The sequence below is a fragment of the Kitasatospora sp. NPDC029367 genome (genome assembly GCF_055569135.1).
This window is the reverse complement of sequence record NZ_JBVHYH010000076.1, coordinates 21,430-46,057: the sequence shown is the minus strand read 5'-3', so window position 1 is coordinate 46,057 and position 24,628 is coordinate 21,430. Positions and strand designations below refer to the sequence as shown.

Below are 24,628 nucleotides of genomic sequence, written 5' to 3'. Positions count from 1 at the left end.
ACCCCCCCCCCCTCCCTCGCGGCACCCCCCCCCCCCCCCCCCCTCCCCCCCCCCCCCCCCCCCCCCCCCCCCCCCCCCCCCCCCCCCCCCCTCGCCCGGCTACTCCATGCCCGCCAGGACCAGCGGGAGGCGGCGCACGCCGTCGGCGACCAGCTTCACCGGCACGCCCCAGTCCTGCTGGTGCACGTGGCAGGCCGGGTACTCGATCTCCGGGTCGTCGTCGCAGGAGGCGGCCATCGCCGAGACGTGCAGCACGCCCTCGGTCACCTCGTCGGAGAGCACCAGCTCGCGGGAGAGGGCGGAGTCCGCGCCCGCACCGGAGACCAGCAGCTCGGGCGGGGTCGAGCTGACCAGCAGCCGGGTGGACGGGCCGTAGCGCTCGTCCAGCTTCTGGCCGCTCGGCGCCTCGAACACCACGTCCAGCCGCAGGGCGCCCGGGGCGACCTCGGTGGCCGCGCGCTGGGTGCGGTGCGCCACCGACTCCACCCGTACCGCCTCCTCCGGCAGCCGCAGCCTGGTCAGCCGGTGCCGGGCCGACTCGACCACCACGATGTCGCCGTCGACCAGCACCGCCCCGGAGGGCTCGCGCAGGTCGGTGGCCAGCGTGGTGACCTCGCCGCTCGCCGGGTCGAAGCGGCGCAGCGCGTGGTTGTAGGTGTCGCTGACGGCCACCGAGCCGTCCGGCAGCACGGTGACGCCCAGCGGGTGCTGGAACAGGGCCTGGTCGGCGGCGCCGTCCCGGTGGCCGAAGTCGAACAGCCCGGTCCCGACGGCCGTTTCGACCGCGCCCGTTTCACGTGAAACGAAGCGCAGCGCGGAGGTCTCCGAGTCGGCGACCCAGAGCCGCTCGCCGTCCGCGGAGACCGCGAGGCCGGACGGCTGGGCGAACCAGGCCTCGGCGACCGGGCCGTCCACCAGGCCCTCGTTGGTGGTGCCGGCCGCCACGCCGACCGTGCCGGCAGCCGGGTCGTACGCCCACAGCTGGTGCACGCCCGCCATCGCGATCCACAGTTTGCCGTCGAACCAGGCGACGTCCCACGGCGAGGAGAGGTCCACCTCGCGGGCCGGGCCCTCGGTCGGCGAGCCCTGCCACCACTGGCGGCCGGTGCCCGCCAGGGTGGTCACGCTGCCGTCGGCCAGCCGCACGCCGCGCAGCGCGTGGTTCACGGTGTCCGCGACGACCACGTCGTAGTCGTGGCCCTCCGGCAGCAGCGCCAGGCCCTGCGGCTCGCTGAACCGCGGGCTGGTGCCGTCCACCAGGCCGCGCTGCCCGTCACCGATCCGGCGCACCACCTTCTCGCCGTCCTCGGCCAGCTCGACCAGGGAGTGGTGGCCGGAGTCGGCCACCAGGAAGTGGCCGTTCGGGAGCCGCACCGCCTTGCCGGGGAACTTGAGGTCCTCGCTGCTCGGCTCCGGCGGCACGTACGGGCCGTCGCCGCGGCGCAGTGTGCCCTTGGCCTCGTGCTCCGCCTCCAGCTCGGCCACCAGCCGGGCGATCGCGTGGGCGTGGCCCTCACCGGCGTGCTGGGCCACCACGTAGCCCTCGGGGTCGATCACCACGAGGGTCGGCCAGGCCCGGACGGCGTACTGCTTCCAGGTCGCCAGGGCCGGGTCGTCCAGCACCGGGTGGTGCACCTCGTACCGGGCGACGGCGTCCACCACGGCCTGGTGGTCGGCCTCGTGCACGAACTTGGGGGAGTGCACCCCGACGATCACCACGGTGTCGCGGTGCCGCTCCTCGAGCTCGCGGAGCTCGTCCAGGACGTGCAGACAGTTGATGCAGCAGAAGGTCCAGAAGTCCAGGACGGTGATCTTGCCTCGGAAGTCGGCGAGGGTGAGGGTCTTGCCGCCGGTGTTCAGCCAGCCGCCTGCTCCGATGAGTTCGGGGGCGCGGACGCGTGCACGAGATGCCATGGGTGTATCCAACCGTATTGGGGGTGGGGGCATTCCGGGGGTGTGTGGGGGCCGCTGCGCGGGGCTGGGGTGTGGGGGTGGGCTTTCGGGAGGGTGGGTTGGTCCGGGGGCGGTTCCGGGGGTGGGCGCTCCGGGGGCTGGATGATTTTCGGACCGCCGACCCTCATGGTGGGGGGTGCTCGCCGTTGGCGGTCTGAAAATCACCCGTCACGCCCCTCTCCGCACCCACCCCCTCCACCGCCCCCTCCCGCAGCGCGTCCCTCTCGCCTGGGTCGGGTGGGGGGAGGGGGGTGGTGGGGGTGGGTGGGTTGGTGCGGGTTGGGGGGTGGGGGTTGGGGGGTTGCTGAGGGGTGGGTTGGTTGGGGGTGGGGGTGGTGCGGGTCAGGGGAGGAGGCGGAGGTCGGTGGTGGGGTGGGTGGCGGTCTGGTGGCGGAGGAGGTGGGGGCCGAGCCAGAGGGCGAGGTCGAGCTGTTCGCCGGGGCGGGTGAGGGTGGCGGTGAGGTGGTCGGCGAAGGCGTCGAGTTGGTCGGGGGTGACCTGGCGGCCGGTGTAGCGGGTGGTGTGTTGGGTGGGGAGTTCGGCGGCGCGGGCGGCGAGGGCGCGGGTGATGTCGTCGGGGCCCGGGGGTGGGGAGGGGGTGGTGGGGGTGCTGGGCGTGGTGGGCGTTTCGGTGCCCCACCAGAGGGTCAGGTCGACGTCTGCGGGCTCTGGGCCGAGCAGGGTGCGGGCGGCCGTCCAGTAGCCGTCGGCGCCGGAGGCGTCGATGCCGAAGGTGGCCTCCACCAGGCCGTGGCGGCGCAGCAGGGCGATGGTCTCGCGGGCGTGGGCGCGGAGCACTGCGTAGGTGTCCAGGGGGTACGGCTCGCGTCGGGCGGGGGTGAGTACCAGCCAGTGGTCGTAGCGGTGCTCGGTGGCCCGGCCGGGGCGGGGGCCGAGGAGGTCGGCGGGGTCGGTGGAGATGCGGACCCGCATGGTGCTGCCGCCGTCCGGGGCGGGGGTCTCGCCCCAGGGCCCGCCGTCCGCCCCGTACCGGAGGCCGAGCAGGGTGGCCAGTTCGCCGCTGGTGGGGGCGAGGCCCGCGGGCCAGCGCAGGTGGAGGTCGGCGTCGACGGACACGGGGGGCTCCTGGGGCTGCCGGGCGGGGGTGCTCGGATGCTACGGGTGCGGAAGATCGGCCTGCCAGCGGATTTCGCCGTCCACGGTGTGCGGGGTGGGGTGCAGGCCGAGGGTGCGGGCGATGTGGGCGGAGGCGAGGGGGTGGGGTCCTGCGCGCGGCGGTGCTTTGCGGTGGGGGTGGGGGAGGGTCGAATGGGTGGTTCGAGTTCGACGACGGAGGAGGTCCACGTGCGGTATCTGGTCAGGGAGAAGCTGTTCGCGGTCGGTGACGACTACTGGATCGAGGACGACCGGGGGCACAAGGCCTACCTGGTGGACGGCAAGGTGCTGCGGCTGCGGCACACCTTCGAGCTCAAGGACGTGCACGGGCGCGTGGTCGCGGTGGTGAAGGAGAAGATGCTCACCGTCCGCGATGCGATGAAGATCGAGGACGCCGACGGCGAAGTGGTCGCGACCGTACGGGAGAAGCTGTTCACCCCGTTCCGCGACAAGTACCTGGTGGAGCTGGCCTCCGGCGGCGAGCTCAGGATCCACGGCGATCTGATCGACAAGGACTACCGGGTGGAGAACCACCACGGCGACCAGCTCGCCCGGATCTCCCGCAAGTGGTTCCGGGTCCGCGACAGCTACGGGGTGGAGGTCGCCGACGGGGCGGACACCGGGCTGCTGCTCGCGATCGCGGCCTGCGTCGACCACCTGGTGGCGGAGGAGCACTGAGTCATCGGTCGCCGTGCCCCCAGCCCTTCCGACCTCGTCGCTCACCTCGGGGTAACCACCCACTCCGAAGTGCGTACTTGATCACGGACGCGGCTGGGCCGAGGCTGATCGGCATGGCACAGAACACAGTTGAGACCTCGCCCAGGACCCCCGTCACCCTGCTCGGCCTCGGCGCGATGGGCACCGCGCTGGCCCGTACCTGGCTCGCCGCCGGGCACCCGCTCACCGTCTGGAACCGCACCGCCGCCCGTGCCGAACCGCTCGCCGCCGAGGGCGCCGTGGTGGCGGCCACCGTCGCCGAGGCCGTCGCCGCCGGGCGGCTGGTGGTGGTCTGCCTGCTCGACGACGACTCCGTCGAGCAGGCGCTGGACGGGGTGGAGCTGGCCGGGAAGGACCTGGTCGACGTGGTCACCAGCACCCCCGAGCAGGCCCGGGCCCGGGCGGCCTGGGCCGAGGCGCGCGGGGCCCGCTACCTGGACGGCGGGATCATGGCCGTGCCGCCGATGATCGGCGTCCCGGAGGCCGGGGCGTACGTCTTCTACAGCGGTTCGGCGGAGGTCTTCGAGGAGTACCGGGAGGTGCTGGGCGTGCCGGCCGGGGCCCGGTACGTCGGCGCGGACGCCGGGTACGCGGCGCTGCACGACGTGGCGCTGCTCAGCGCGATGTACGGGATGTTCGCCGGGATCGCCCACTCCTTCGCGCTGGTCCGGGGCGAGGCGGTGGCGCCGGGCGAGCTGGCGCCGCTTCTGCGGGAGTGGCTCACCGCGATGGCCGGATCGGTCGAACGGACGGCGGCGCAGCTGGAGAGCGGGGACTACACGAGTGGCGTGGTCTCCAACCTGGCGATGCAGGTCGCGGGCAAGGGGACGCTGCTGCGCACCGCCGAGGAGCAGGGGGTGAGCGTCGAACTGCTGTCCCCGTACTTCCGGTTGATGGAACACCGGTTGGCGCTCGGCAGCGGCGCCGAGGACCTCACCGGAGTGGTCGACCTGCTGCGGCGGTGAGGGCCGGCCGGTAACGTACCGGCATGGCTGACCTTGAAGAACGCGCCAATGTCGTCGCGTCCGGCCCCCGGCAGACCGGGGCGGGGGTGGGCGTCCGCCGACGCCGCGCCGCCGACCTCGCCGACTGCGTACGGGCCCTGGGCGACGTCCACACCACCGACGGCTACCCCGCCGAGTGGCCCGAGCGGCCCGCCGCCTGGCTCAGTCCGGACGGCCTGCTGGCCGCCTGGATCGCCGAGGCGGACAACCGGATCGTCGGCCACGTCGGCCTGGTCCGCAGCGGCCCCGGCGACCTCGCCCCCGGGCTGTGGAGCCTGCGCACCGGCGGCAGACCGGAACTCACCGCCCTGATCGGCCGCCTGTACGTCGCCCCGGCCGCCCGCGGCCGCGGGGCCGGCACCCGGCTGCTCGCCCACGCCGTGGTGCACGCCCGGACCCTCGGGCTGCACCCCGTGCTCGACGTGCTCGCCACCGACACCGCCGCCCTGGCCCTCTACCGCCGCCTCGGCTGGACCCTGCTCGGCAGCGGTGAACAGCGCTGGGCCTCCGGGCGCACGGTCGACGTGCACTGCTTCGCCGCGCCGCGGGGGTAGGGCCGGCGGGTGCGGCTCGGCGGCTCGGGCGATCGGGCGGCTCGGGCGATCGGGCCGCCGGACGTCAGTTCCGGGTGTAGAGCGGCAAGCCGTGGGCGGCCGCCGTTGCCGCGATCATCAAATCCATGCGGTGAGGCCGGGGATCGCGCTTGACCTGGATGGTGAGCGCGGTCAGCGTGCCGAATCTCCGAGCTGCCTCCCGGTCGAACGGGAGCGTGGTGAACCGGCAGGAGCCGTGGGTCGATCTGAGGCAGGTGTCGAGCAGCCCGCGTTGGTGTCGCCCGGTCACGCCTGCTCCCACGGGTCGTCGTCGCCGACCCGGTCCTCGTCGCCGTAGAAGGCATCGGCCTTCGGCACGGATCTCTGCTGCGTCGATCACGGGTGCGTTCTGCCACTTCCGTTGGAGCTCTTCGACGGGGACGAACCGGCGGCGACTGCTGATCGGCCGGACCTCGGCGATCGCGGTGCCGTTTCGGGTGATGTGGTAGATCTCTCCGGCTTCGACGTCGTCGAGCACGGCCTTGGACCGCGCCGCGAGTTCGCACTGCGTGATGGTCTTCATGGAGCCATTGTGTTGCGGCGAAGGCAAGGGGATCCCCCGGCGGGGGGAGGGGGATGGTCATGCCGGGGGAGGCCGGGGCCGGGGCGGGTGGGTGAGCCTGGGGCCATGGTGAACAGGGAGTGGGTGCGGGACGGTCGGGCGGTGGTCGGCTGGGGCCTCGGGTACGCGGGGTTCGGGGCGGGCTGTGGGCTGAGCGGGACGGCGCTGTGGGGGACCGGCTGGGTCGGGTGGGCGGTCGCCGGGGTCGGGGTGGTGGCGGTCGGGGCGGGGTGGGCGGCGGCACGGGGGCGGCCAGGGCGGTGGCTGACCGGGGGGTTGTGGCTGCTGTGCGGGCTGGCCGCGGCGGCGTCCTGGAGCCTGCTGATGGACGTGGTGACGCTGCTGTTCGGGCAGGCCGTGGACAGCGTCCCGGACGCGGTGCACAAGGTGCTGGCGGCGGCCGGGGCGCTGCTGCTGGCGCGCACCGCGCGGGCCCGGGGGCCGGTCCCGGCTCGGGCGGCCTTGCGGCCGGCGCCCTCGGCGGCCCCGGCCACCGTCCAACTCGCGGCCTGGGCGGGGACCTTGGCCTTCGTGCCGTACCTGGTGATGAAGCTGGTCTGGGCCTTCGGCGGCAGCTTCGCGGGGATCAGCGGCGACCGGATGTACGCCGACTACGTGCGCAACGGCTCCTCCGGGCTCTGGCTCACCCTGGAGCGCTGGGGGCTGGACGGCACCGTGCTGCTGGCGGCGGTCGGGGTGTTCCTGCTGTGGGGGCTGGTGCGGCCGTGGGGGCAGGTGTTCCCCCGCTGGACCCTGCCGCTGCGCGGCCGGCCCGTACCGCGCTGGCTGCCGCTCACCCCGGCGCTGATCGGCGCGGTCACGCTGGCGCCGTACGGGCTGCTCGGGATCGGCTACCTGTCGCTGTGCGCGGCCGGGGTGGCCGAGATGCGGGTGGGCGCGCTGGGGACGCCGGAGCAGGCGATGCAGATCGGGTGGGTGGGGATGTGCGCGTTCGCCGGGTACGGCATGGCGCTGGCGGTGGCCACCCGCTCCTACTGGCGGCGGACCGGGGCGTGAGCGGGGCCGGGGAGCGAGGGGTGTTTGCTGAGGCGGCAACAAAGCTTGCCGATACGGGATGGTCGGTCGCAGCCTGGCGGTGGAAGCTACCTTCGACCCACCGACCCATGCACCGGAGAGGGAACACCATGTCCGCACACCAGCACGGGCAGCACCAGCACGGCCACGGGCAGGTCCCCGCCGCCGACCTCGACTGGGACGCGCTCGCGGCCCACCTGGAGCGGGAGGCCGACCTGCGGGCCGACGCCGTCACCGCGGCCGGGCAGTGGCTCGCCGGCCTCGCCGGGGACGGCACCGTCCGCCGGATCCTCGACGTCGGCGCCGGGCCCGGGGTGATCGCCCAGCAGCTCGCGGCCGTCTTCCCGGCCGCCGAGGTGGTCGCCGTCGACCGGTCCGCCGCCCTGCTGGAGCGCGCCCGGACCCGCTCCGGCGGTCGGCTGGACACCCAACAGGCCGACCTGCCCGCCGAGTTCGACAAGCTCGGCGAGGCCGACCTGATCTGGTCCGGCAACGCCATCCACCACCTCGGCGACCAGCAGGCCGCGCTCACCGCGCTGGCCGGACGGCTGCGCCCCGGCGGCCTGCTCGCCGTCGCGGAGAGCGGCCTGCCGCCGCGCTTCCTGCCCCGCGACTTCGGCCTCGGCCGGCCCGGCTTCCAGGCCCGGCTGGACGCCGCCCACGAGGACGGCTTCACCGCCATGCGGGCCGAACTGCCGGACGCCACCGAGGAGATCGAGGACTGGCCGGCCATGCTCCGGCGGGCCGGACTCGAACCCAGCGGCACCCGGACCTTCCTGGTCGACCACCCGGCGCCGCTGGCCCGCCCCGTCCGCGAGTACCTGCACACCCAGCTGGTCCGGCGCCACGACCAGCTGGCCGAGGCGATCGACCCGCAGGACCGGGCGACCCTGGAGGCGCTGATCGACGAGGACGCGCCGACCGGGATCCTGCGGCGGGCGGACGCCTTCTACCTGTCGGCGATGACGGTGCACACCGGGCGCAGGGGCTGAGCGGGCCGCCGCGCGGGGCCGGGATCCCGGCTGGGGTCAGGGGGCGACCTGGAGGAAGGCCAGTACGGCCAGGACCCGGCGGTGGTCCTCCTCGGAGGGGGGCAGGTCGAGTTTGAGGAAGATGTTCGCGGTGTGCTTCTTCACGGCCCGCTCGGTGATCACCATCCGCTCGGCGATGGCCCCGTTCGAGCGTCCCTCCGCCATCAGCTCCAGGACTTCGCGCTCACGCGGCGTCAGGCGCTCCAGCGGACCGCTGCGGCCGGTGTTGTTGACCAGCATCGCGATCACCTGCGGGTCCAGCGCGGTGCCGCCCGCCGCCACCCGGTGGACCGTCGCCACGAACTCGTCGGGGTCGAAGACCCGGTCCTTGAGCAGGTAGCCGATCGCGCCGCTGCCGTCGGCGAGCAACTCCTTGGCGTAGAGCTGCTCCACGTACTGGGAAAGCACGAGCACCGGCAGACCGGGGATCTGCCGGCGCGCTTCCAGAGCCGCCTGCAGGCCCTCGTCGGTGAACGTCGGGGGGAGTCGTACGTCGACGACTGCCACGTCCGGCCGTTCGGTGAGGAGGGCCTGCAACAGGTCCGGTCCGGTGTCCACCGCGGCCACGACCTCGAAGTCGTAGGCCTGCAGCATCCGGACCAGACCGTCCCTCAGGAGGAAGAGGTCCTCCGCGAGTACAACTCGCACGGCAGCTCCATCGTCAGGGTCGTGGGGCCGCCGAGCGGACTGCGGACGGCCAGGACTCCGTCGAAGGTAGCAAGCCGGCGCTCCAGGCCGCGCAGGCCGGTGCCGCGCGAGGGGTCGGCGCCGCCGGTGCCGTCGTCCGTGACCTGGGCCTTCAGGGTGCCGTTCTCGTACCAGAGTTGGACGTCGACGTGGCTCGCGCTGGAGTGCTTGGCGGCGTTGGTGAGCGCCTCGGAGACGGCGAAGTAGACGGCGGACTCGACCGGGGCCTCGGGGCGGCCGGGCAGTTCGGCGGAGACCGTCACGTTCAGCGGGCTGTCCATCCCGAGGGCCCGGACGGCGTCGGCCAGGCCGCGGTCGGCCAGCACCGGCGGGTGGATGCCGCGGACCAGGTCGCGCAGCTCGTTCAGGGCGGAGGCGGAGGCCTGGCGGGTCTCGGCGAGCAGCTGCTTGGCGGCCTCCGGGTCACGCTCGACCAGCCGCTCGGCGACGCCCAGGTTCATGCCCATGGCCACCAGCCGGGCCTGGGCACCGTCGTGCAGGTCCCGCTCGATCCGGCGCAGTTCGGCGGCCTGGGTGGTCAGCGCGTCGCGCCGGGTCTCGGTGAGGTGGGCGACCTTGCGCTCGGCGGCCAGCGCCTCGGCCCGGGCGGTCGGGCCCAGCAGCGCCTTGGCGAGCCTGGTGTGGCCGCGCAGGGCGGCCGGGGCGAGCGCCAGGCCGGCCAGCATCACCGGGACGCCGAACAGGGCGGCGGTGCCGGCGGCAGCCGAGTCGGTGACGTGGATCCACAGGTACCAGGTGTTGCCGCCGTGGTCGGAGATCGACTGCCAGACCTGCGGCAGCACCAGGCCGAGGACGCCGTAGCCGACCACCAGGAGCGGGAACAGCGCCACCGTGAGGCCGATCACCGGATCGACCAGCAGCCAGAGCAGATCGCGCCAGGTGGCCTGGTCCGACAGCAGCGCCTGGCAGCGCTTCCAGGCCCCCTGGAGGCCGGGCGCCGTCTCCGGCAGCGGCTGGTAGGGGTCACGGATCTCGACGCCGGCCCAGCGGGCGGCGAGCCGGCGCCGCAGCCCGGCCAGGCCGCGGACCGCGAGGATCGTGGGCGGCACCAGCAGCGCACCGACCGCGAGGCCCATCAGCGAGGCGGCGACCGAGGCGGCGACCAGCAGCAGCAGCTGCGGCACGGCGAACGCGGCCAGCGCGGGGCCCCGCAGCAGGGACCGGACGGCGTGGCCCAGCATGCCGAGCGGGTTGCGCCGGCTGCGGCCGCCCGTGGTGTCGGTGTTCTGCACGTTGTTCACAACTCCCGTGGTGATGCTGCTGGTCATGACCGCTCGGCCCTTTCCGTGACGGCCTCGCGGCCGGTATCCCTACCCGTTGCTTGCTGACGACATCCAGACTGCCGCCCGCCGTCGCTCCGATCACTGGGCCCTGGACCCCTGTTGGTGGTACCTGGGTACACCCCCCGATCGACGCCCAGAGGCCATGTCCCGGAAACGGTGCCCGGCCTAGTGTTGCGGGTGTCGGGAAGCGACCCGCCGCAAGGGCGCCGGAGCTTCCACAAATCACTTGTATCGAACGGGAGTTCATCATGAGCGTGCGACGCGTCGAGGGGAACCGGCCGCTGGTCCGACGGGGTTGGGTGCGACTGGTCCTGGTGCTCGCGGCGATCGGTCTGTTCCTGTACGGGCTCACGCCGGACCGGGCCCACGCGGCCACCGCGACGGCGGGCAGCGGGAGTTCGGCGGCGGCGGGCGGCTCGACGGCGCCACCCGACCCCGGATCGGTGAAGCGGCTGTTCGACGAGCTCGTGCCGAAGCTGCTCGCCGAGCACCGGATCCCCGGCGCGGCGGTCAGCGTGGTGGCCGGCGGCCGGCAGGTCTTCGCCGGTGGCTACGGCGTCTCCGACGTGCCCGGGCACAAGGCCGTCGACCCCGACCGGACCGCGTTCTTCATGGGCTCCGACGCCAAGGTGTTCACCGCTGTCGCCGTCCTCCAGCAGGTCCGGGCCGGGAAGTTGGACCTGCACGCGGACGTCAACACCTACCTGTCCAAGTTCAGGATCGAGGACAGCTACCCGGGGCACCCGGTCACCGTCGAGAACCTGCTCACCCACACCGGCGGCTTCGACGACACCTTCATGGGGCTGGCCGAGGCCGGGCCGCAGCACGTCGGGAGCCTGGGCGACGCGCTGGCCGCCCACCAGCCGGACCGGGTCCGGGCCCCCGGGGTGGTCGCCGCGTACGACAACTACGGTGTGGCGCTCGCCGGTTACCTGGTCGAGGTGGTCTCCGGCCAGCCCTTCGACCAGTACGTCGCCCAGCACGTGCTGCAGCCGCTCGGGATGGAGCGCACCACCTTCACCCAGCCCCACCCGGCCGCCGTCGACGCCGAACTCGCCCACGGCTACCGGCCCGATGGCGACGGCCAGACCGAGACCAAGGGCCTGTACGGGCCGCTCACCCCGACCGGCGCGGCCGCCGTCACCACCGTCACCGACATGGGGCGGCTGATGCTCGCCCTGCTGAACGGCGGCTCCCTGGACGGGCGTTCGGTCCTGGACCGGGACGGCACCGCGCAGCTGCTCGCCCGGCACTTCGGGCCCGACCAGCGGATGCCCGGGATGGCGTACCTGCTCGAACAGCGCAACCGCAACGGACAGCAGCTGCTGGTCAAGGACGGCGACGTGCCCGGATTCCACAGCAACCTGGCGCTGCTGCCGGAGCGGGGCGTCGGGCTGTACGTGACCGTCAACGGGGACGGGGAGGACTCCACCGGGGGATGGCTGACGCAGCAGGTGCTCAACGCCTTCGTGGACCAGCTCTACCCGGCGCCGGCCGCCGCCGCACCCGCGGTGGTCGGCGGGGACCTCGGGAAGTTCACCGGGGACTACCGGTCGACCAGGGTCAGCCAGTCCAACCTGACCAGGGCCTCGGCGCTGATGGGGTCCGTGCACGTGGCCGCGCAGGGCGCGGAGCTCGTCGTGAGCGGGCCGGTGAGCCGGGATCCGCAGGCGGGCGAGACCCGGTGGCAGCAGGTGGAGCCGGGGCTGTTCCAGCAGGTGGGCGGCAGCGCCCGGATCGCCTTCGAGCTGAACGAGGACGGGGACGTCGTCTCGATGCTGACGGACGGCGACCCGACCGTCGCCTACCAGCCGCTGGCCTGGTACCAGGCGCCGGAACTGCACCAGCGGGTGGCGCTCGGGAGCCTGGTGGTGCTGGGGCTCACGGTGATCGGGTGGCTGGTCGCCGCGGTGGTGCGGTCGGTGCGGGGCAAGGGGCGGGCCGGGGCGCCGGCGGCCCGACTGCTGGGGTGGGTGACGGGGCTGGTGCTGGTCGTGGCGACCGGGTGCTTCGCGCTGCTGACCTCGGACTCCAACGCCCTCAACCAGACGCTGTTCCTGGGGGATTCGGCGCTGCTGACGGTGGTGCCGGCGATGTACCTCGGGGCCCTGGGGCTGACCCTGCTGACGGTGGTCTGCGCGGTCCTCGCCTGGACGCGGGGCTGGTGGGGGGTGTTCGGTCGGCTGCACTACACGGTGGTGGCGGTGGCGGCGGTGCTGTTCCTGGTGCTGGCCGGGGGCTACGGCCTCATCGGGACGGGGCACTTGGCGGGCTCCTTGGATCTGATCGGGTGAGGTGGGAGCGGACGGTCACGGCCCCCGGCGGCGCGCCGGGGGCCGTCGGGCGTCGGGCGTCAGGCGACGATCTGCCAGGAGGTGGTGGGGACGGGCGGGCGGAGGGAGACGTCGTGCCAGCGGACGGTGCGCCGGGTGGGCGGGGCGGTGGCGGCTGCCGCGGTCAGGGCGGCCCGGTGCTGGAGGAGGAGGACGGTGAGGGTGGCGGCGATCTCCTCGGGGGTGAGGTCCTGGTCGGTGCGGAAGAGGACGGGGCGGCAGGGCGCGGGGCGGAGGACGGCGGGGCGGTCGGTCACGGGAGTCTCCGGGTGAGGGAACCCCGACGGCCCCGACGCGGGGCGTCGGGGCCGTCGAGGGGGGTGGGTGGGTCAGGCGTGCTTGACCAGGAGGAGGCGGTGCATGGGGGTGTCGAGCAGGGCGACCCGGCGCAGGCCGGCGTCGGCGAGCCACTGGTCGTAGTCGTGGACGGTGAAGGCGTCACCGCCGCCGGTGGCGAGCATGGAGGCGGCGAAGAGGCGGAAGAAGCGGTTCTGGGTGTTCCCGTCGGTGCTGTCCTCGTCGACGATGTGGTCGGCGATGGCGATGACCCCGTCCTCGGTGAGGGCCTTGGCCGAGCGGAGGAGGAGTTCGCGGGCCGACTCGGGGGTCTGGAGGTGGAAGATGTTGACGAAGAGGGCGACGTCGACGCCGGTGCCCCAGTCGTCGGACCAGAAGTCGGCGATCTCCGGGTTGAAGCGGTCGGCGACGCCGAGGCGGTGGGCCTGGGCGTTGGCGATCGGGACGATCCGCTCGGCGTCCAGGGCCCGGGCGTTGAGGCCGCTGAACTCCTGGAGCAGCAGCTGGCTGTAGATGCCGGTGCCGCAGCCGACGTCGAGCAGGGTGCGGCCGGCGCCGTCGGTCCAGCCCTGCTCGCGGAGGGCGCCGGCGAGGGTGGCGGTGATCGGCGGGGCCCAGAAGTTGATGCCGCGGACGAGGGAGGTGTAGTCCTCCTCGGAGATCTGGTTGAGCTGCTGGGAGCCCTCGGAGTTGCGGGCGCCGGTGCGGACGTTGGTGGCGAGGTTGCGCCAGGCGCCCCAGGCGACGTTGCGGTCGTGCCGGATCTTGCCGACCAGGCTGTACAGGCCCTCGGGGGCGAAGACGTCGTGCATCTCCGGGGGCAGGGTGTAGACGGCCTGGCCGTCCGCCGCGCGGCTGCGCTCGACCACGTCGTAGGCGGCCAGGCCGTCCAGCAGGACGCGGGTGGCGCGCAGGTCGGTGCCGAGCCGGCTGGAGAGCTCGCCGGCGGTGGCCGGGGCGGCGATCAGGGCGGTGAAGGCGCCGAGGTCGTGGGCGGCCTCGATGACGCCGGTGGCCCAGATGCCGATGAGGTGCTCGTACATCCGGTGGGCGGCGTTGACGCCGGTGCCGCGGCCGGGGAGCAGCTCGGTGTCGACGAGCGGGGTGTGGTTGTCGAAGCTGCGCACGGCGGGGATGGTCATGGTCGTTTCTCCTAGTCGAGGTGGGCGGTGCGTCTGGTGCGTCCGGTGCGTCTGGTCACAGGACGATTCCGCCGTCGATCTGCAGGACCGAGCCGGTGAGGTAGGCGGACTGCGGGCCCGCCAGGAAGGCGACCGAGTCGGCCACCTCGTCCGCCGTGCCGAAGCGGCCGAGCGGGATGTGCTTGAGGGCGTCGGTGCGTTGGGCGTCGGTGAGCACCGAGGTCATGTCGGTCTCGATCATGCCGGGGGCGACCGCGTTGACCCGGACCCCGTACCGGCCGACCTCCTTGGCCAGGGCGCGGGTGAGCGCGATGATGCCGGCCTTGGAGGCCGCGTAGTTGCTCTGGCCGGGGTTGCCGTAGACGCCGGAGACGGAGCTGAGGGTGATGATCGAGCCGCCGCGGCGCTTGACCATCGGGAAGGCCACCGCGCGGCAGAGGTTCGCGGTGCCGGTCAGGTTGGTGTCGGTGACGGACCGCCAGTCGTCATCGGACATCAGGAGGAGCGGCTTGTCGCGGGTGATTCCGGCACTCGCGACGGCGACGGTGATCGGGCCGAGCTCCTCCTCGGTACGGGTGACCCAGGCCCGGACGGCGGCGGCGTCGGTGACGTCGACCTTCGCGGCCAGGACGGCGGCGCCGAGGGCGTCGAGCTCCTTGCCCAGGAGGTCGGCGGCCTGCCGGTCGGACTGGTAGCAGAAGCTGACCGGGTGCCCCTCGGCGGCGAGCCGCAGGGCGGCGGCCTTGCCGATGCCGCGGGAGCCGCCGCTGATCAGGACGGTGCCGGGAGTGCTCATCGGTCACCGCCGGTGAGGCGCAGGACGGCGCAGGCGGCCAGGCCCTGGTGGTCGAGCGAGGCGATCACGGCGAGGCGGCCGGCGGCCGCGGGGTCGTGCTCGGCCAGGGACAGGACGGTGGTGAGGGAGAAGACGGTCGCGGCGGAGCCGGTGTCGCCGAGCAGGTCGGGGACCCGTTCGACGGCCTCGGCGCCGACCAGCTCGGCGAGTCGGTCGCGGGCCGGCTGCCCGGTGACGGCCGCGGCCCAGACCTGCTCGGGGGTCGCGCCGGCCTGGGCGAGGGCGTCCCGGACGGTGGCGGCCAGGGCCGCCTGCGGGTCGTCGTCGACGTCCAGGCGGACGTCCAGGGCGAGCAGTTCGGCCAGCACCCGGCGGCCGGGCGGCAGGGTCCGCGCGGTCTCCACCAGCAGGACGGCGCTGCCCTCGCCGCCGGGCCGGTCGCGCTCCCCGGCCAGCCACTCGCGGGTCTCGGACTGCTCCTCCACCGCGCCGACCAGGGCGCGTTCGGCGCGGCCGGCCGCCAGCAGGCGGCGGGCGTAGCCGAGGGCGAGCAGGCCGCCCGCGGCGCCGCCGGCCAGGGTGGTGTTGGGGCCCTTGAGGTCGAAGCGGATGGCGGTGGCCGCGGCCGGGCCGTTCATCAGCACGTTCGGCATCAGCTGGGCGGGCACGTCGTAGGGCTTGTCGCCCTCGAAGGAGGCCCGGCTGAACCCGGCGGCGCTCTGGGCGCTGCCGAGGGTGGTGCCGAGGACGAGGGCGGTGCCGCCGCCGGTGGCGATCGGGCTCTGCGCGGCCTCGGCCTCGCCGAGCAGTTCGCGGACGGCGGTGACGGCCAGGCCGGTGGCCCGGTCGAAGGTACGGGTACCGGCCTTGCCGAGCACCTTGCGGGGCTCGAAGTCGGGTACCTGGTGGGCCGGTTGCCCCCGGCCGACCCCGGCCGCGAACGCGTCGCGGCCGAGGCCGAAGGGGGAGACCGCGGACCATGCGGTGATCAGCGGCCGGTCCCGATGGATCGTGGTCGAGCTGGTGCGCTCGCTCATCGGCTGGGCTCCTCCTCGTGGCGCCCCAGGACGACGGAGGCGTTGTTGCCGCCGAAGGCCAGTCCGTTGTTGACCACCACCCGGAGGTCCGCGGGGACGGAGTGGTTGGGCACGCAGTCGATCTGGCACTGGGGGTCGGTGGTGCGGTGGTTGACGGTGGGCGGGACGAAGCCGTGGGCCAGCGCGAGCGCCGAGGCGGCCGCGCCGAGCGCGCTCGCCGCGCCCATCGAGTGGCCGAGCATCGCCTTGAGGGCGACGGTGCGCGGCGGGGTGTCGCCGAAGACCTCGCGGATCGCGCGGGTCTCGGTGATGTCGTTGGTGGGGGTGCCGGTGCCGTGGGCGGAGACCAGGTCCACCTCGGCCGCCTTGACCCCGGCGTCGTCGAGCGCCAGCTCCATGCAGCGGGCGACGCTCGACTGGTCGGGGGCGGTGGGGTGGTGGGCGTCGCAGTTGAGCCCGTAGCCGAGCAGTTCGGCGTAGATCCGGGCGCCGCGGCGCCGGGCGGAGTCGAGCGTCTCCAGGACGAGGACCCCCGCGCCCTCGGCCGTGAGGAGCCCTTCGCGGTGCGCGTCGAACGGACGGCAGACGTCGGAGGAGACCAGGCCGAGCCGGCTGAACCCGGCGAAGGTGCGGCGGCAGATCGCGTCCGCGCCGCCGACGACGGCGATGTCCGCCTCGCCGGTGCGTACGGCGTCGAAGCCGTCGCCGATCGCGTAGTTCCCGGCCGCGCAGGCGGTGCCGAGGACGGCCGGGACGACCCGGGGGAGCCGCAGCTCCCGGGCGATCGCCAGGGCCAGCTGGTGGGCCGGCAGGCGGCCGGCCACCAGCTGGTCGGCCGGGTGCTCCGGACCGTTGGCGACCGACTCCGCCATCAGCTTGTCCAGCTCGGGCGCCTCGCCGTCGGTGGTGCCGATGGTGATCTGGGCGCGGAGCCCGGCGAGCTCCTGCTCGTCGAGCCCGGCGTCCCGGACGGCCATCCGGGCCGCCGCGACGGCGAACTGGGTGGCGCGGCCGAGCTCCTCGACCGGGAGGCGGTGGATCCACTGCTCCGGCTCGAAGCCCTCGACCTCGTGGCCGGAGGTGCGCAGGAACCCGGTGGTGTCGAAGCTGGTGATCGGACCGGCGCCGCAGCGGCCCTCGCGCAGGGCCGAGGTGAAGTCCTCGACCCCGTTGCCGATGCTCGACAGGACGCCGATGCCGGTCACCACCACGCGCTGCGGCGCGGTCATCGGGCGGTCGCCCGGGACAGGACCTCCAGCACGGCGCCCAGGTTGACCATGTTGGGCAGCTCCTCCTGCGGGATGGTGACGTGGAACTCCTTCTCCAGGCGGGCGAGGACCTCGATGGCGTTCAGCGAGTCGGCGCCGTAGTGGTCGATGAAGTGGTCGGTGAGGGTCAGTTCGTCCAGCTCGAGGTCGAGGCAGTCGGCGACGATCTCGCGGACCTTGGACTCGTCGATGGCGACGGCGCTCATGGGTGCTCCTCAGGTGGTGTCGGATCGGTGGTGCTCGGGTCGGTGGTGCTCTGGTCGGTGCCGTTCGGGTTGCTGCTGTTCGGGTTGCTGCTGTTCGGGTTGGTGCTGTTCGGGTCGTGGTGCCCGGCCGGGTCGTGGTGCCCGGCCCGGTCAGGCGGTGGCGTCGATCAGGCTCTGCGGGCGCAGGTCGGTCCAGGTGCGCTCGATGTGGTCCAGCGCCTCCTGCCGGGTGCAGGCGTCCTTGACGGTCCGCCAGCCGGCCGGGACCTCCGCGAAGGCGGGCCAGAGGCTGCGCTGGTTCTCGTGGTTGGCGAGGACGAGGAAGGTGCCCTGCTCGTCGTCGAACGGATTGCTCATGATTTCTCGGTCCTTTCGGAAATCCCGGAAATCGTCCGGTGCTCGGGCGCAGTGCCCCCGGGGCGGAATTTCCGGGGTGGCCACCGGTATTTCGGTGCGGTTTTTCAGGATTCGTTGCGGAGGGCGGCGGAGAGGGTCTTTCCGATGGATCGGGCCGGCGCCGGTTCGAGCATCGAGTCGTGGTCGCTGTCGACCGGGTGCCGGAGGATCCGGCCGGTCACGTGCGCCTGCCAGGATTCCTCGTCCGGGTCGCCCGGGGCGCGGCCCCGGGTGGCCGCGAACAGGAGGAGGTCCCCCTGGAAGCGGCCGGGGCGGTGGGCCTCGCCCAGTGCGCTGTGGGTGCGGATCACGCCGAGCAGTCGGACCAGCTCGGTCTCGTCCAGCTCCGCGAGCGCGTTGCCGGCCTCGGCCAGGCGTCGGCGTGCGGTGCCGAGGTCGAGCGGGCCGTCGCCGCGGAGGCCGGCCCGTTCGAGCAGTTCGGCGAGGACGGCCCGGTCGTCCGGTACGTCCTCGGCCGGCGCGCCGGTCCCGGGGTAGCCGTCCAGGTCGGCGAGCAGTTCGACCTGCTCGCCGCGGGCCTGCAGCTGGACCGCGATCTCGTGGGCGACAAGCCCTCCGAACGACCAGCCGAGAATACGATAGGGCCCGGCCGGCTGGATTTCCAGCATTTCGCCGAGATATTTTTCGGCGATTTCCCGGACGGACTCCGGGGTCTTTTCCGGGGAGCGTAGCGCGCCGGTCTGGAAAGCGTACACGGGAATGTCCGCGTCAATTTCCGCGGCGAGCGTCAGGAACGGCCAGCCGAGGCCGACCGCGCCGTGCACGCAGAACAGCGGGCGGCTGCCGCCGGTCGGCCGGACCGCCAGGACCGGCGCGAACGGGTCCTCGGGCGCACCGGTGCCGTCGACCGTGCCGTCGGCCCGGCCGGCCACCAGGGCCAGGCCGGCCACGGTGCGGTGGGCGAAGACGTCGGCGGGGGTGAGCGAGAGCCCGGCCGCGCGGGCGCGGCTGACCAGTTGGATCGATTTCAGACTGTCGCCGCCCAGCTCGAAGAAGCCGTCCTCGGCCCCGACCCGGTCCAGGCCGAGCACCTCGGCGAAGACCCGGGCGAGGGCGCGTTCGACCGGCCCGTCGGGCGCGCGGCCGTCCGAGCGGGCCACCGCCCGGTCGTCGGCCGCGGGCGCGGGCAGCGCCTTGCGGTCCACCTTGCCGTTCGGGGTGAGCGGCAGGGCGTCCAGCTGGACGTAGGCGGCCGGGAGCATGTACTCCGGCAGTACGGCGGCCAAGTGGGCCCGCAGCGCGGCCGGTTCGGGCCGTTCCGGGCCGGCCGGGACGACGTAGGCGACCAGCCGGCGGACGCCGGGCGAGTCCTCCCGGTCGGTCACCGAGGCCCGTTCGACCAGCGGATGGTCCGTCAGGACGGCCTCGATCTCGCCGAGTTCGATCCGGAAGCCGCGGATCTTCACCTGGTGGTCGACCCGGCCGAGGTAGTCGACCGTGCCGTCCGGCCGCCAGCGGGCGAGGTCCCCGGTGCGGTACATCCGGGAGCCGGGCGGCCCGTACGGGTCGGCGGTGAAGCGTTCGGCGGTCAGGCCGGGGCGGTCCAGGTAGCCGCGGGCGAGGCCGGTGCCGGCCAGGTACAGCTCGCCGACCACCCCCGGTGGCACCGGGCGCAGTGCGGCGTCCAGCAGTCGGATCCGGTTGCCGGCCAGGGCGCGGCCGATCGGCGGGGTGCCGGTGTGGTCGGGCGGCAGGTCGGCGACGAGCGACCAGATGGTGGTCTCGGTCGGGCCGTACAGGTTGCTGACCTTCGCCGCGGCGCCGGTCAGTGCGGCGGCCAGGGCCGGGTCGAGGGCCTCGCCGCCGGTGAGCACGTGCATCCCGGAGAGCGCTTCGGGCCGGGCGGTGACCAGGGCGTGCCACAGCGTCGGGGTGGCCTGCATGACGTCCGCCCCGGTGGCCAGGGCGAGGTCGGCGAGCAGGTCCGGGTCGCGGACGGTGTCGTGCGGGGCGACCACCAGCCGGGCGCCGCCGAGCAGCGGGCAGAACAGTTCCAGGTTGGCGATGTCGAACCCGAAGGTGGTGACCGCCAGCAGGGTCCGCCCGGGGGCCAGGCCGATCCGTTCGGTGAAGTCCAGCAGGTGGTTGACCAGGGCGCCGCGCGGCACCACGACGCCCTTGGGGCGGCCGGTGGAGCCCGAGGTGTAGATGACGTAGGCGGCGTGCTCGGGCCGCACCGGGCCGGCCAGCTCGGCCGGGCGCAGGTGCTCCGGGGGCTGCTCGTCGACCCGGGCGCGGGTGGCCGGATCGTCCAGCAGCAGGAGCCGGCCGGCCTCCAGGCCGGGGACGGCGGCGGCCACCGCGGCGGTGCTGACGGTCAGCACCGGCTGGGCGTCCTTGACCATCCCGGCGATCCGGTCGGGCGGGTAGGTCGGGTCGATCGGCAGGTAGGCGGCGCCGCTCTTGACCACCGCCAGCGCGGCGACCACCAGGTCGGCCGAGCGCGGCAGCGCGATCGCCACCAGCCGGTCCGGCTCCGCGCCCTGGGCGACCAGGGTGCGGGCGAGCCGGTTGGCCCGCCGGTGCAGCTCGGCGAAGTCGAGTTGCAGGCCCGGGAATTCGAGCGCGATCGCGTCCGGGTGGGCGTCCGCGACGGCTTCCAGCAGGGCGGCCAGCGACTGCCCCTCGCCGAGGGCGGCGGCGCCGTCGCCGAGGGCGAGCAGCTCCTCCCGCTCGCCGGGCAGCAGCACCGGGGCGGCGCCGATCGGTTGGTCCGGCCGGTCGACCAGCTCGCCCAGCAGGTGCACCAGCCGGTCGGCCAGCCGCTGGGCGCCGGCCGCGCCGAACAGGTCGGTGCTGTACTCCAGCCGGCCCGTCAGTCCGCCGGGGCCGTCCGGGCCGGTGAGCTCCGCGAGTTCGAAGCACAGGTCGAGCCGGGCCACGCCGAGCTCGGCCGCGCCCGCCTCGGCGGTGACGCCGGGCAGCTCCAGCCGGGCGGCGGCGTTGTTGTGCAGGGCCAGCAGGGTCTGGAACAGCGGGTTGCGGCCGTGGGCGCGCTCCGGGCCGAGGGCGTCGACCAGCTTCTCGAACGGCAGGTCCTGGTGGGCGTAGGCGCCCAGGTCGACGGCCTTCACCCGGTCCAGCAGTTCGCGGAAGGTCGGGTCGCCGGAGAGGTCGGTGCGCAGCACCAGGGTGTTGACGAACATGCCGACCAGGTCGTCCAGGGCGTCGTCGGTGCGGCCCGCGATCGGGGTGCCGAGCGGGATGTCCTGGCCCGCGCCGAGCTTGCCGTACAGGGTGGCCAGCGCGGCCTGGAGCACCATGAACAGGCTGGCCCCGCTCTGCCGGGCCAGGGCGACCGCCCGCTGGTGCAGTTCGGCGGGGACGGTGAAGCGGACGGCGGCGCCGCGGTAGCCGGCGGTGGCCCGGCGGGGGGCCTCCACCGGGAGCTGGAGCTCCTCCGGCAGTCCGGCCAACTGCTCCTTCCAGTAGGCGGTCTGGCGGTTGAGCAGGGACTCCTCGTCGTCCTCGGCGCCGAGCAGTTCGCGCTGCCAGAGCGCGTAGTCGGCGTACTGCACCGGCAGCGGCGTCCAGGCGGGCGCGCGGCCGGCCAGCCGGGCGGCGTAGGCGGTGGAGAGGTCGCGGGCGAGCGGCCCGTTGGACCAGCCGTCCCCGGCGATGTGGTGGATCACCACGACCAGCAGGTGGTCCTCGGGGCCGGCCGCGAGCAGGGTGGCGCGGATCGGCGGCAGCTTCGCCAGGTCGAAGCCGACGGTGGCGAACTCCGCCGCGGCCTCGGCGAGTTCCGCCTCCGGCAGTTCGCGGACGGGCAGCTCGACGGCGGCCCGCTCGACCGGGAGGACCAGCTGGTACGGCAGGCCGTCGCGGTCGGGGAAGACGGTGCGCAGGCTCTCGTGCCGCCCGACCACGTCGGTCAGCGCGGCGGCCAGCGCGGCGCGGTCCAGCGGGCCGCGCAGCCGCAGCGTCCACGGCAGGTTGTAGGTGGCGGAGGGGCCCTCCAACCGGTCCAGGAACCAGAGCCGCTGCTGGGCGTACGACAGCGGCAGCAGCTCCGGGCGGGCCCCGGCGGCCAGCGCGGGGCGGACGGCGTCCTGGGTGAGCCGGCCGGCCAGGGCGGCCACGGTGGGCGCCTCGAAGACGGTGCGCAGCGCCAGTTCGGCGCCGAGCAGCGTGCGCACCCGGCTGACCAGCCGGGTGGCGAGCAGCGAGTGGCCGCCGAGCTGGAAGAAGTCCTCGTCGATGCCGACCGCGGGCCGGTCCAGCACCTCGGCGAAGGCGGCGCAGAGCACCTCCTCCTGCGGGGTGCGCGGGCCGCGGCCGGTCGGGGCGGTGAGGTCGACCTCGGGCAGCGCCTTGCGGTCCACCTTGCCGTTGGGGGTCAGCGGCAGGGCGTCCAGCACCACCAGGGCGGAGGGCACCATGTACTCGGGCAGCAGCGCGGCGGCCGCGGCCCGGCAGCGGGCCGGGTCGACCGGGCCGGTCAGGTAGCCGACCAGCCGGGCGTCACCGGCCCCGCCGCGGCGGACCACCACCACGGCGTCGCCGACCTGCTCGATCGAGCGCAGCGCGGCCTCGACCTCGCCGGGCTCGATCCGGTGGCCGCGGATCTTGACCTGGTGGTCGACCCGCTCCAGGAACTCCAGCTGCCCGTCGGGCCGCCGGATCACCCGGTCGCCGGTGCGGTACATCCGGGCGCCCGGCAGCGGGCTGAACGGGTCGGCGACGAACACCGCGGCGGTGCGGCCGGGCTGGTCGAGGTAGCCGCGGCCGACGCCGCGCCCGCCCACGTACAGCTCGCCGGGGACGCCGTCCGGGACGGGGCGCAGCGCGTCGTCCAGGACGTACAGTCCGGTGCCGCGCACGGCCCGGCCGATCGGGGCGCGCACCGAGTCCAGCTCGGCCGGGGAGCCGATCACGGCGTGGGTGACGTCGTCCGAGCACTCGGTCGGCCCGTACGCGTTGACCAGCGGGATCGCCGGGTAGCGGGCGAACCAGCGGTGCGCCAGGTCGGCGGGCAGCGCCTCGCCGGTGACGACCAGCTTGCGCAGCCCGTCCAGGAGGGGCGGCTCGGCGCCGTCGTCCCAGCTGTCCAGGGCGGTGCGCAGCAGCGAGGGGACGACCTCCAGCACGGTGACGCCCTCGGGGGCGACCAGGCCGAACAGGGCCCGTGGGTCGGCGGCGAGCTCGCGGCCGGTGACCCGCAGCCGCCCGCCGACGACCAGCGCGGCGAGCATCTGCCAGACCGAGATGTCGAAGGTGACCGGGGCGTTGTGGACCAGCACGGTGCGCCCGTCCAGTTCCAGGTCGGCGACCTTGGCGAGCAGGTGGTTGACCATGCCCGCCCGGTGCACCATGGCGCCCTTGGGGCGGCCGGTGGAGCCCGAGGTGAAGATGACGTACGCCAGGTCGTCGCCGGTGCCGCGCGGGGCGGGCGGCCGCTTGGCGGTGTCCGTTCCGAGTTCCAGCACCGGGACGTCCAGGCCGGCCCCGGCCAGCAGTTCGGCGGCCAGGGCGCGCTCGCCGGGGCCGACCAGCAGGGCGCTGATCCGGGCCTCGGCGGCCAGTACGGCGGCGCGTGCGACCGGCGCGGTGACGTCCAGCGGGAGCCAGGCCGCGCCGGCGCCGAGCACGCCGAGGACGGCGGTGACGAAGCCGCAGCCGGGCGGGGCCAGCACCCCGACCGGGCCGGTCCCGGCGCCGGCCCGGGTCAGGGCCCGGGACACGGCGCCGGCCCGGGCGGCCAGTTCGCGGTAGCCGAGCCGTTCGGTGCCGTCGGAGACGGCGACGGCGTCCGGGGTGGTCCGGGCGAACTCCTGGACCCGTGCCACCACGTCCGTCCACGGGTCGGTCTCGGCCGGCTCCGGGGCGGGGACGGCCAGCCGGGCGCGTTCGCCGGGCAGCAGCAGGTCCAGCTGTCCGAGCGGGCGGTCCGGCTCGGCCTGGGCGGTGCGCAGCACGTGCAGCAGCCGCTCGGCGACGACGGCGGCCTCGGCCGGGGTGAACCGGGCGGTGTCGTAGCCGATCTGGAGGCGCAGCCGCTCGCCGGGCAGCGCCATCAGGCTGAGCGGGTAGTGGTTGGCGTCGCCGGCCCTGAGGCCGGTCAGCCGCAGTCCGGCGACCTCGCCGGCCAGCGCCTGCGGGTCGAGCGGGTAGTTCTCGAAGACCAGCACGGTGTCGAAGAGGTCGCCGACCCCGGCGTTGCGCTGGATGGTGTCGAGGCCGAGGTGCTGGTGCGGGAGCAGCAGGGACTGGCGGTCCTGGAGCGCGGACAGCAGCTCGGTGAAGCTCTGCGCCGGGTCCAGGTCGACCCGGACCGGCAGGGTGTTGATGAACAGGCCGACCATGCCCTCGACGCCGGGCAGCTCCGGCGGGCGGCCGGAGACGGTGCCGCCGAAGACGATGTCGCGCAGCCCGGTGAGGGTGCCCAGCACGGTCGCCCAGGCGCCCTGCACCACGGTGTTGACGGTCAGCCCGCGGGTGCGGGCCCAGCCGGTGAGCGCGGCGAACTCCCGCGCGTCCAGCTCGACGGCGTGCTCGCCGGGCATGCCGCGCCGGCCGGGTTCGGCGGCGGCCGTGCCGGACAGCCGGGTGGGCTCGGTGAAGCCCTCCAGCGCGGCCGTCCAGGCCGCCTCGGCCGCCGCCCGGTCCTGCCGGGCCAGGTGGGCCAGGTAGGACTTGTACGGGGCGGGGCGGGGCAGCGAGGCGCCGCCGTCGGCGTAGCAGGCGAACAGTTCGCGCACCACGACGGGCATGGACCAGCCGTCGAACAGGATCTGGTGGGAGGTCAGGACCAGCCGGTGCTCCCGGTCGCCCAGCCGCAGCAGGCTGAACCGCAGCAGCGGCGGGCGGGCCAGGTCGAAGGGGCGCAGCCGGTCGGCTTCGGCCAGCTCGTCGGCCGCGGCGGGCGTGTCCCGCAGGTCGACCTCGCGCCAGTCCAGCGCGACCTCGCGCGGCACGATCTGCACCGGGTCGCCGTTCTTGCGGTAGCGGAACGCGGCCCGCAGGTTGGGGTGCCGCTCCAGCAGGGCGGTGACCGCCCCGCGGAGCCGGGCCGGGTCCATGTCGCCGGCCAGGTCCAGCACCAACTGCACGGTGTAGACGTCAAGTTCCTCGCGGTGGTACTGCGCGTGGAACATCAGTCCTTCCTGCAGCGGTGCCACCGGCAGGAT

Annotated in this window: 18 protein-coding genes and 2 pseudogenes; 6 read left to right on the top strand and 14 right to left on the bottom strand. The window is 74.5% G+C overall.

The features are described from left to right. Nucleotides 1-99: 99 nt before the first annotated feature. Entirely contained in the window at nt 100-1,914 is a 1,815-nt protein-coding gene (locus ACZ4W5_RS31070) for an NHL domain-containing thioredoxin family protein (RefSeq protein ID WP_360239617.1), read from the bottom strand. A 381-nt stretch (nt 1,915-2,295) separates the two neighbouring features. Then, nucleotides 2,296-3,030, bottom strand: coding sequence for a hypothetical protein (locus ACZ4W5_RS31065; RefSeq protein ID WP_465658291.1), 735 nt, complete (start codon nt 3,028-3,030; stop codon nt 2,296-2,298). Between the two features lie 228 nt (nt 3,031-3,258). On the opposite strand from ACZ4W5_RS31065, the gene ACZ4W5_RS31060 reads away from it, so the two are divergent. The 3 genes from ACZ4W5_RS31060 to ACZ4W5_RS31050 all read left to right on the top strand — a co-directional run bounded on the left by ACZ4W5_RS31060 (nt 3,259) and on the right by ACZ4W5_RS31050 (nt 5,344). Further along, complete coding sequence (locus ACZ4W5_RS31060; RefSeq protein ID WP_465658289.1) at nt 3,259-3,747, top strand: LURP-one-related/scramblase family protein; 489 nt, start codon at nt 3,259-3,261, stop codon at nt 3,745-3,747. A gap of 113 nt (nt 3,748-3,860) precedes the next feature. Then, entirely contained in the window at nt 3,861-4,751 is an 891-nt protein-coding gene (locus ACZ4W5_RS31055; protein WP_465658288.1) for an NAD(P)-dependent oxidoreductase, read from the top strand. Nucleotides 4,752-4,774: 23 nt separating this feature from the next. Next, a complete protein-coding gene (locus ACZ4W5_RS31050) occupies nt 4,775-5,344 on the top strand; it encodes a GNAT family N-acetyltransferase (RefSeq protein ID WP_465658286.1) in 570 nt (189 codons plus the stop codon). 64 nt (nt 5,345-5,408) lie between these two features. Here the strand turns inward: ACZ4W5_RS31050 and ACZ4W5_RS31045 are convergent, their stop codons facing one another. Then, nucleotides 5,409-5,906: a hypothetical protein gene (locus ACZ4W5_RS31045; RefSeq protein WP_465658284.1), complete on the bottom strand. Its 498-nt coding sequence runs from the start codon at nt 5,904-5,906 to the stop codon at nt 5,409-5,411. A gap of 105 nt (nt 5,907-6,011) precedes the next feature. Here ACZ4W5_RS31045 and ACZ4W5_RS31040 point away from each other — a divergent pair, with 105 nt between their 5' ends. Continuing rightward, nucleotides 6,012-6,962: a hypothetical protein gene (locus ACZ4W5_RS31040; protein WP_465658282.1), complete on the top strand. Its 951-nt coding sequence runs from the start codon at nt 6,012-6,014 to the stop codon at nt 6,960-6,962. Nucleotides 6,963-7,090: 128 nt separating this feature from the next. Next, nucleotides 7,091-7,972 (top strand): class I SAM-dependent methyltransferase, encoded by an 882-nt coding sequence (locus ACZ4W5_RS31035; protein WP_465658280.1) that lies wholly within the window; start codon nt 7,091-7,093, stop codon nt 7,970-7,972. Nucleotides 7,973-8,008: 36 nt separating this feature from the next. Here ACZ4W5_RS31035 and ACZ4W5_RS31030 read toward each other — a convergent pair whose 3' ends face one another. Then, entirely contained in the window at nt 8,009-8,659 is a 651-nt protein-coding gene (locus tag ACZ4W5_RS31030) for a response regulator transcription factor (protein ID WP_360242524.1), read from the bottom strand. Further along, a complete protein-coding gene (locus ACZ4W5_RS31025; protein ID WP_465658278.1) occupies nt 8,623-9,987 on the bottom strand; it encodes a sensor histidine kinase in 1,365 nt (454 codons plus the stop codon). Before ACZ4W5_RS31025 ends, ACZ4W5_RS31030 begins: the two co-directional genes overlap by 37 nt. Nucleotides 9,988-10,250: 263 nt before the next feature. Here ACZ4W5_RS31025 and ACZ4W5_RS31020 point away from each other — a divergent pair, with 263 nt between their 5' ends. Next, entirely contained in the window at nt 10,251-12,296 is a 2,046-nt protein-coding gene (locus tag ACZ4W5_RS31020; protein WP_465658276.1) for a serine hydrolase domain-containing protein, read from the top strand. 59 nt (nt 12,297-12,355) lie between these two features. On the opposite strand, the gene ACZ4W5_RS31015 is transcribed toward ACZ4W5_RS31020, so the two are convergent. From ACZ4W5_RS31015 to ACZ4W5_RS30975, 9 genes and pseudogenes are all read right to left on the bottom strand, one after another. Then, nucleotides 12,356-12,592: a hypothetical protein gene (locus ACZ4W5_RS31015; protein WP_465658274.1), complete on the bottom strand. Its 237-nt coding sequence runs from the start codon at nt 12,590-12,592 to the stop codon at nt 12,356-12,358. Between the two features lie 72 nt (nt 12,593-12,664). Next, nucleotides 12,665-13,774: a class I SAM-dependent methyltransferase gene (locus tag ACZ4W5_RS31010; RefSeq protein ID WP_465658272.1), complete on the bottom strand. Its 1,110-nt coding sequence runs from the start codon at nt 13,772-13,774 to the stop codon at nt 12,665-12,667. 55 nt (nt 13,775-13,829) lie between these two features. Next, nucleotides 13,830-14,570: a 3-oxoacyl-ACP reductase FabG gene (fabG, locus tag ACZ4W5_RS31005; protein ID WP_360242509.1), complete on the bottom strand. Its 741-nt coding sequence runs from the start codon at nt 14,568-14,570 to the stop codon at nt 13,830-13,832. Continuing rightward, nucleotides 14,567-15,607, bottom strand: a complete 1,041-nt coding sequence (locus tag ACZ4W5_RS31000) for a beta-ketoacyl synthase N-terminal-like domain-containing protein (protein WP_465658270.1) — start codon at nt 15,605-15,607, stop codon at nt 14,567-14,569. The genes fabG and ACZ4W5_RS31000 overlap by 4 nt, the downstream gene beginning before the upstream one ends. Beyond that, nucleotides 15,604-16,836 carry a beta-ketoacyl-[acyl-carrier-protein] synthase family protein gene (locus ACZ4W5_RS30995; RefSeq protein WP_360242503.1) on the bottom strand — a complete coding sequence of 411 codons (1,233 nt, stop codon included), beginning with the start codon at nt 16,834-16,836 and terminating at the stop codon, nt 15,604-15,606. The genes ACZ4W5_RS31000 and ACZ4W5_RS30995 overlap by 4 nt, the downstream gene beginning before the upstream one ends. Beyond that, nucleotides 16,833-17,081 carry an acyl carrier protein gene (locus ACZ4W5_RS30990; RefSeq protein WP_360242500.1) on the bottom strand — a complete coding sequence of 83 codons (249 nt, stop codon included), beginning with the start codon at nt 17,079-17,081 and terminating at the stop codon, nt 16,833-16,835. Before ACZ4W5_RS30990 ends, ACZ4W5_RS30995 begins: the two co-directional genes overlap by 4 nt. 150 nt (nt 17,082-17,231) lie before the next feature. Beyond that, nucleotides 17,232-17,438: an MbtH family protein gene (locus ACZ4W5_RS30985; protein WP_465658268.1), complete on the bottom strand. Its 207-nt coding sequence runs from the start codon at nt 17,436-17,438 to the stop codon at nt 17,232-17,234. Nucleotides 17,439-17,542: 104 nt separating this feature from the next. Further along, nucleotides 17,543-18,493, bottom strand: a pseudogene (locus tag ACZ4W5_RS30980) (thioesterase domain-containing protein); the annotation flags it as partial. A 192-nt stretch (nt 18,494-18,685) separates the two neighbouring features. Continuing rightward, nucleotides 18,686-24,619, bottom strand: a pseudogene (locus ACZ4W5_RS30975) (amino acid adenylation domain-containing protein); the annotation flags it as partial. Between the last annotated feature and the right edge of the window lie 9 nt (nt 24,620-24,628).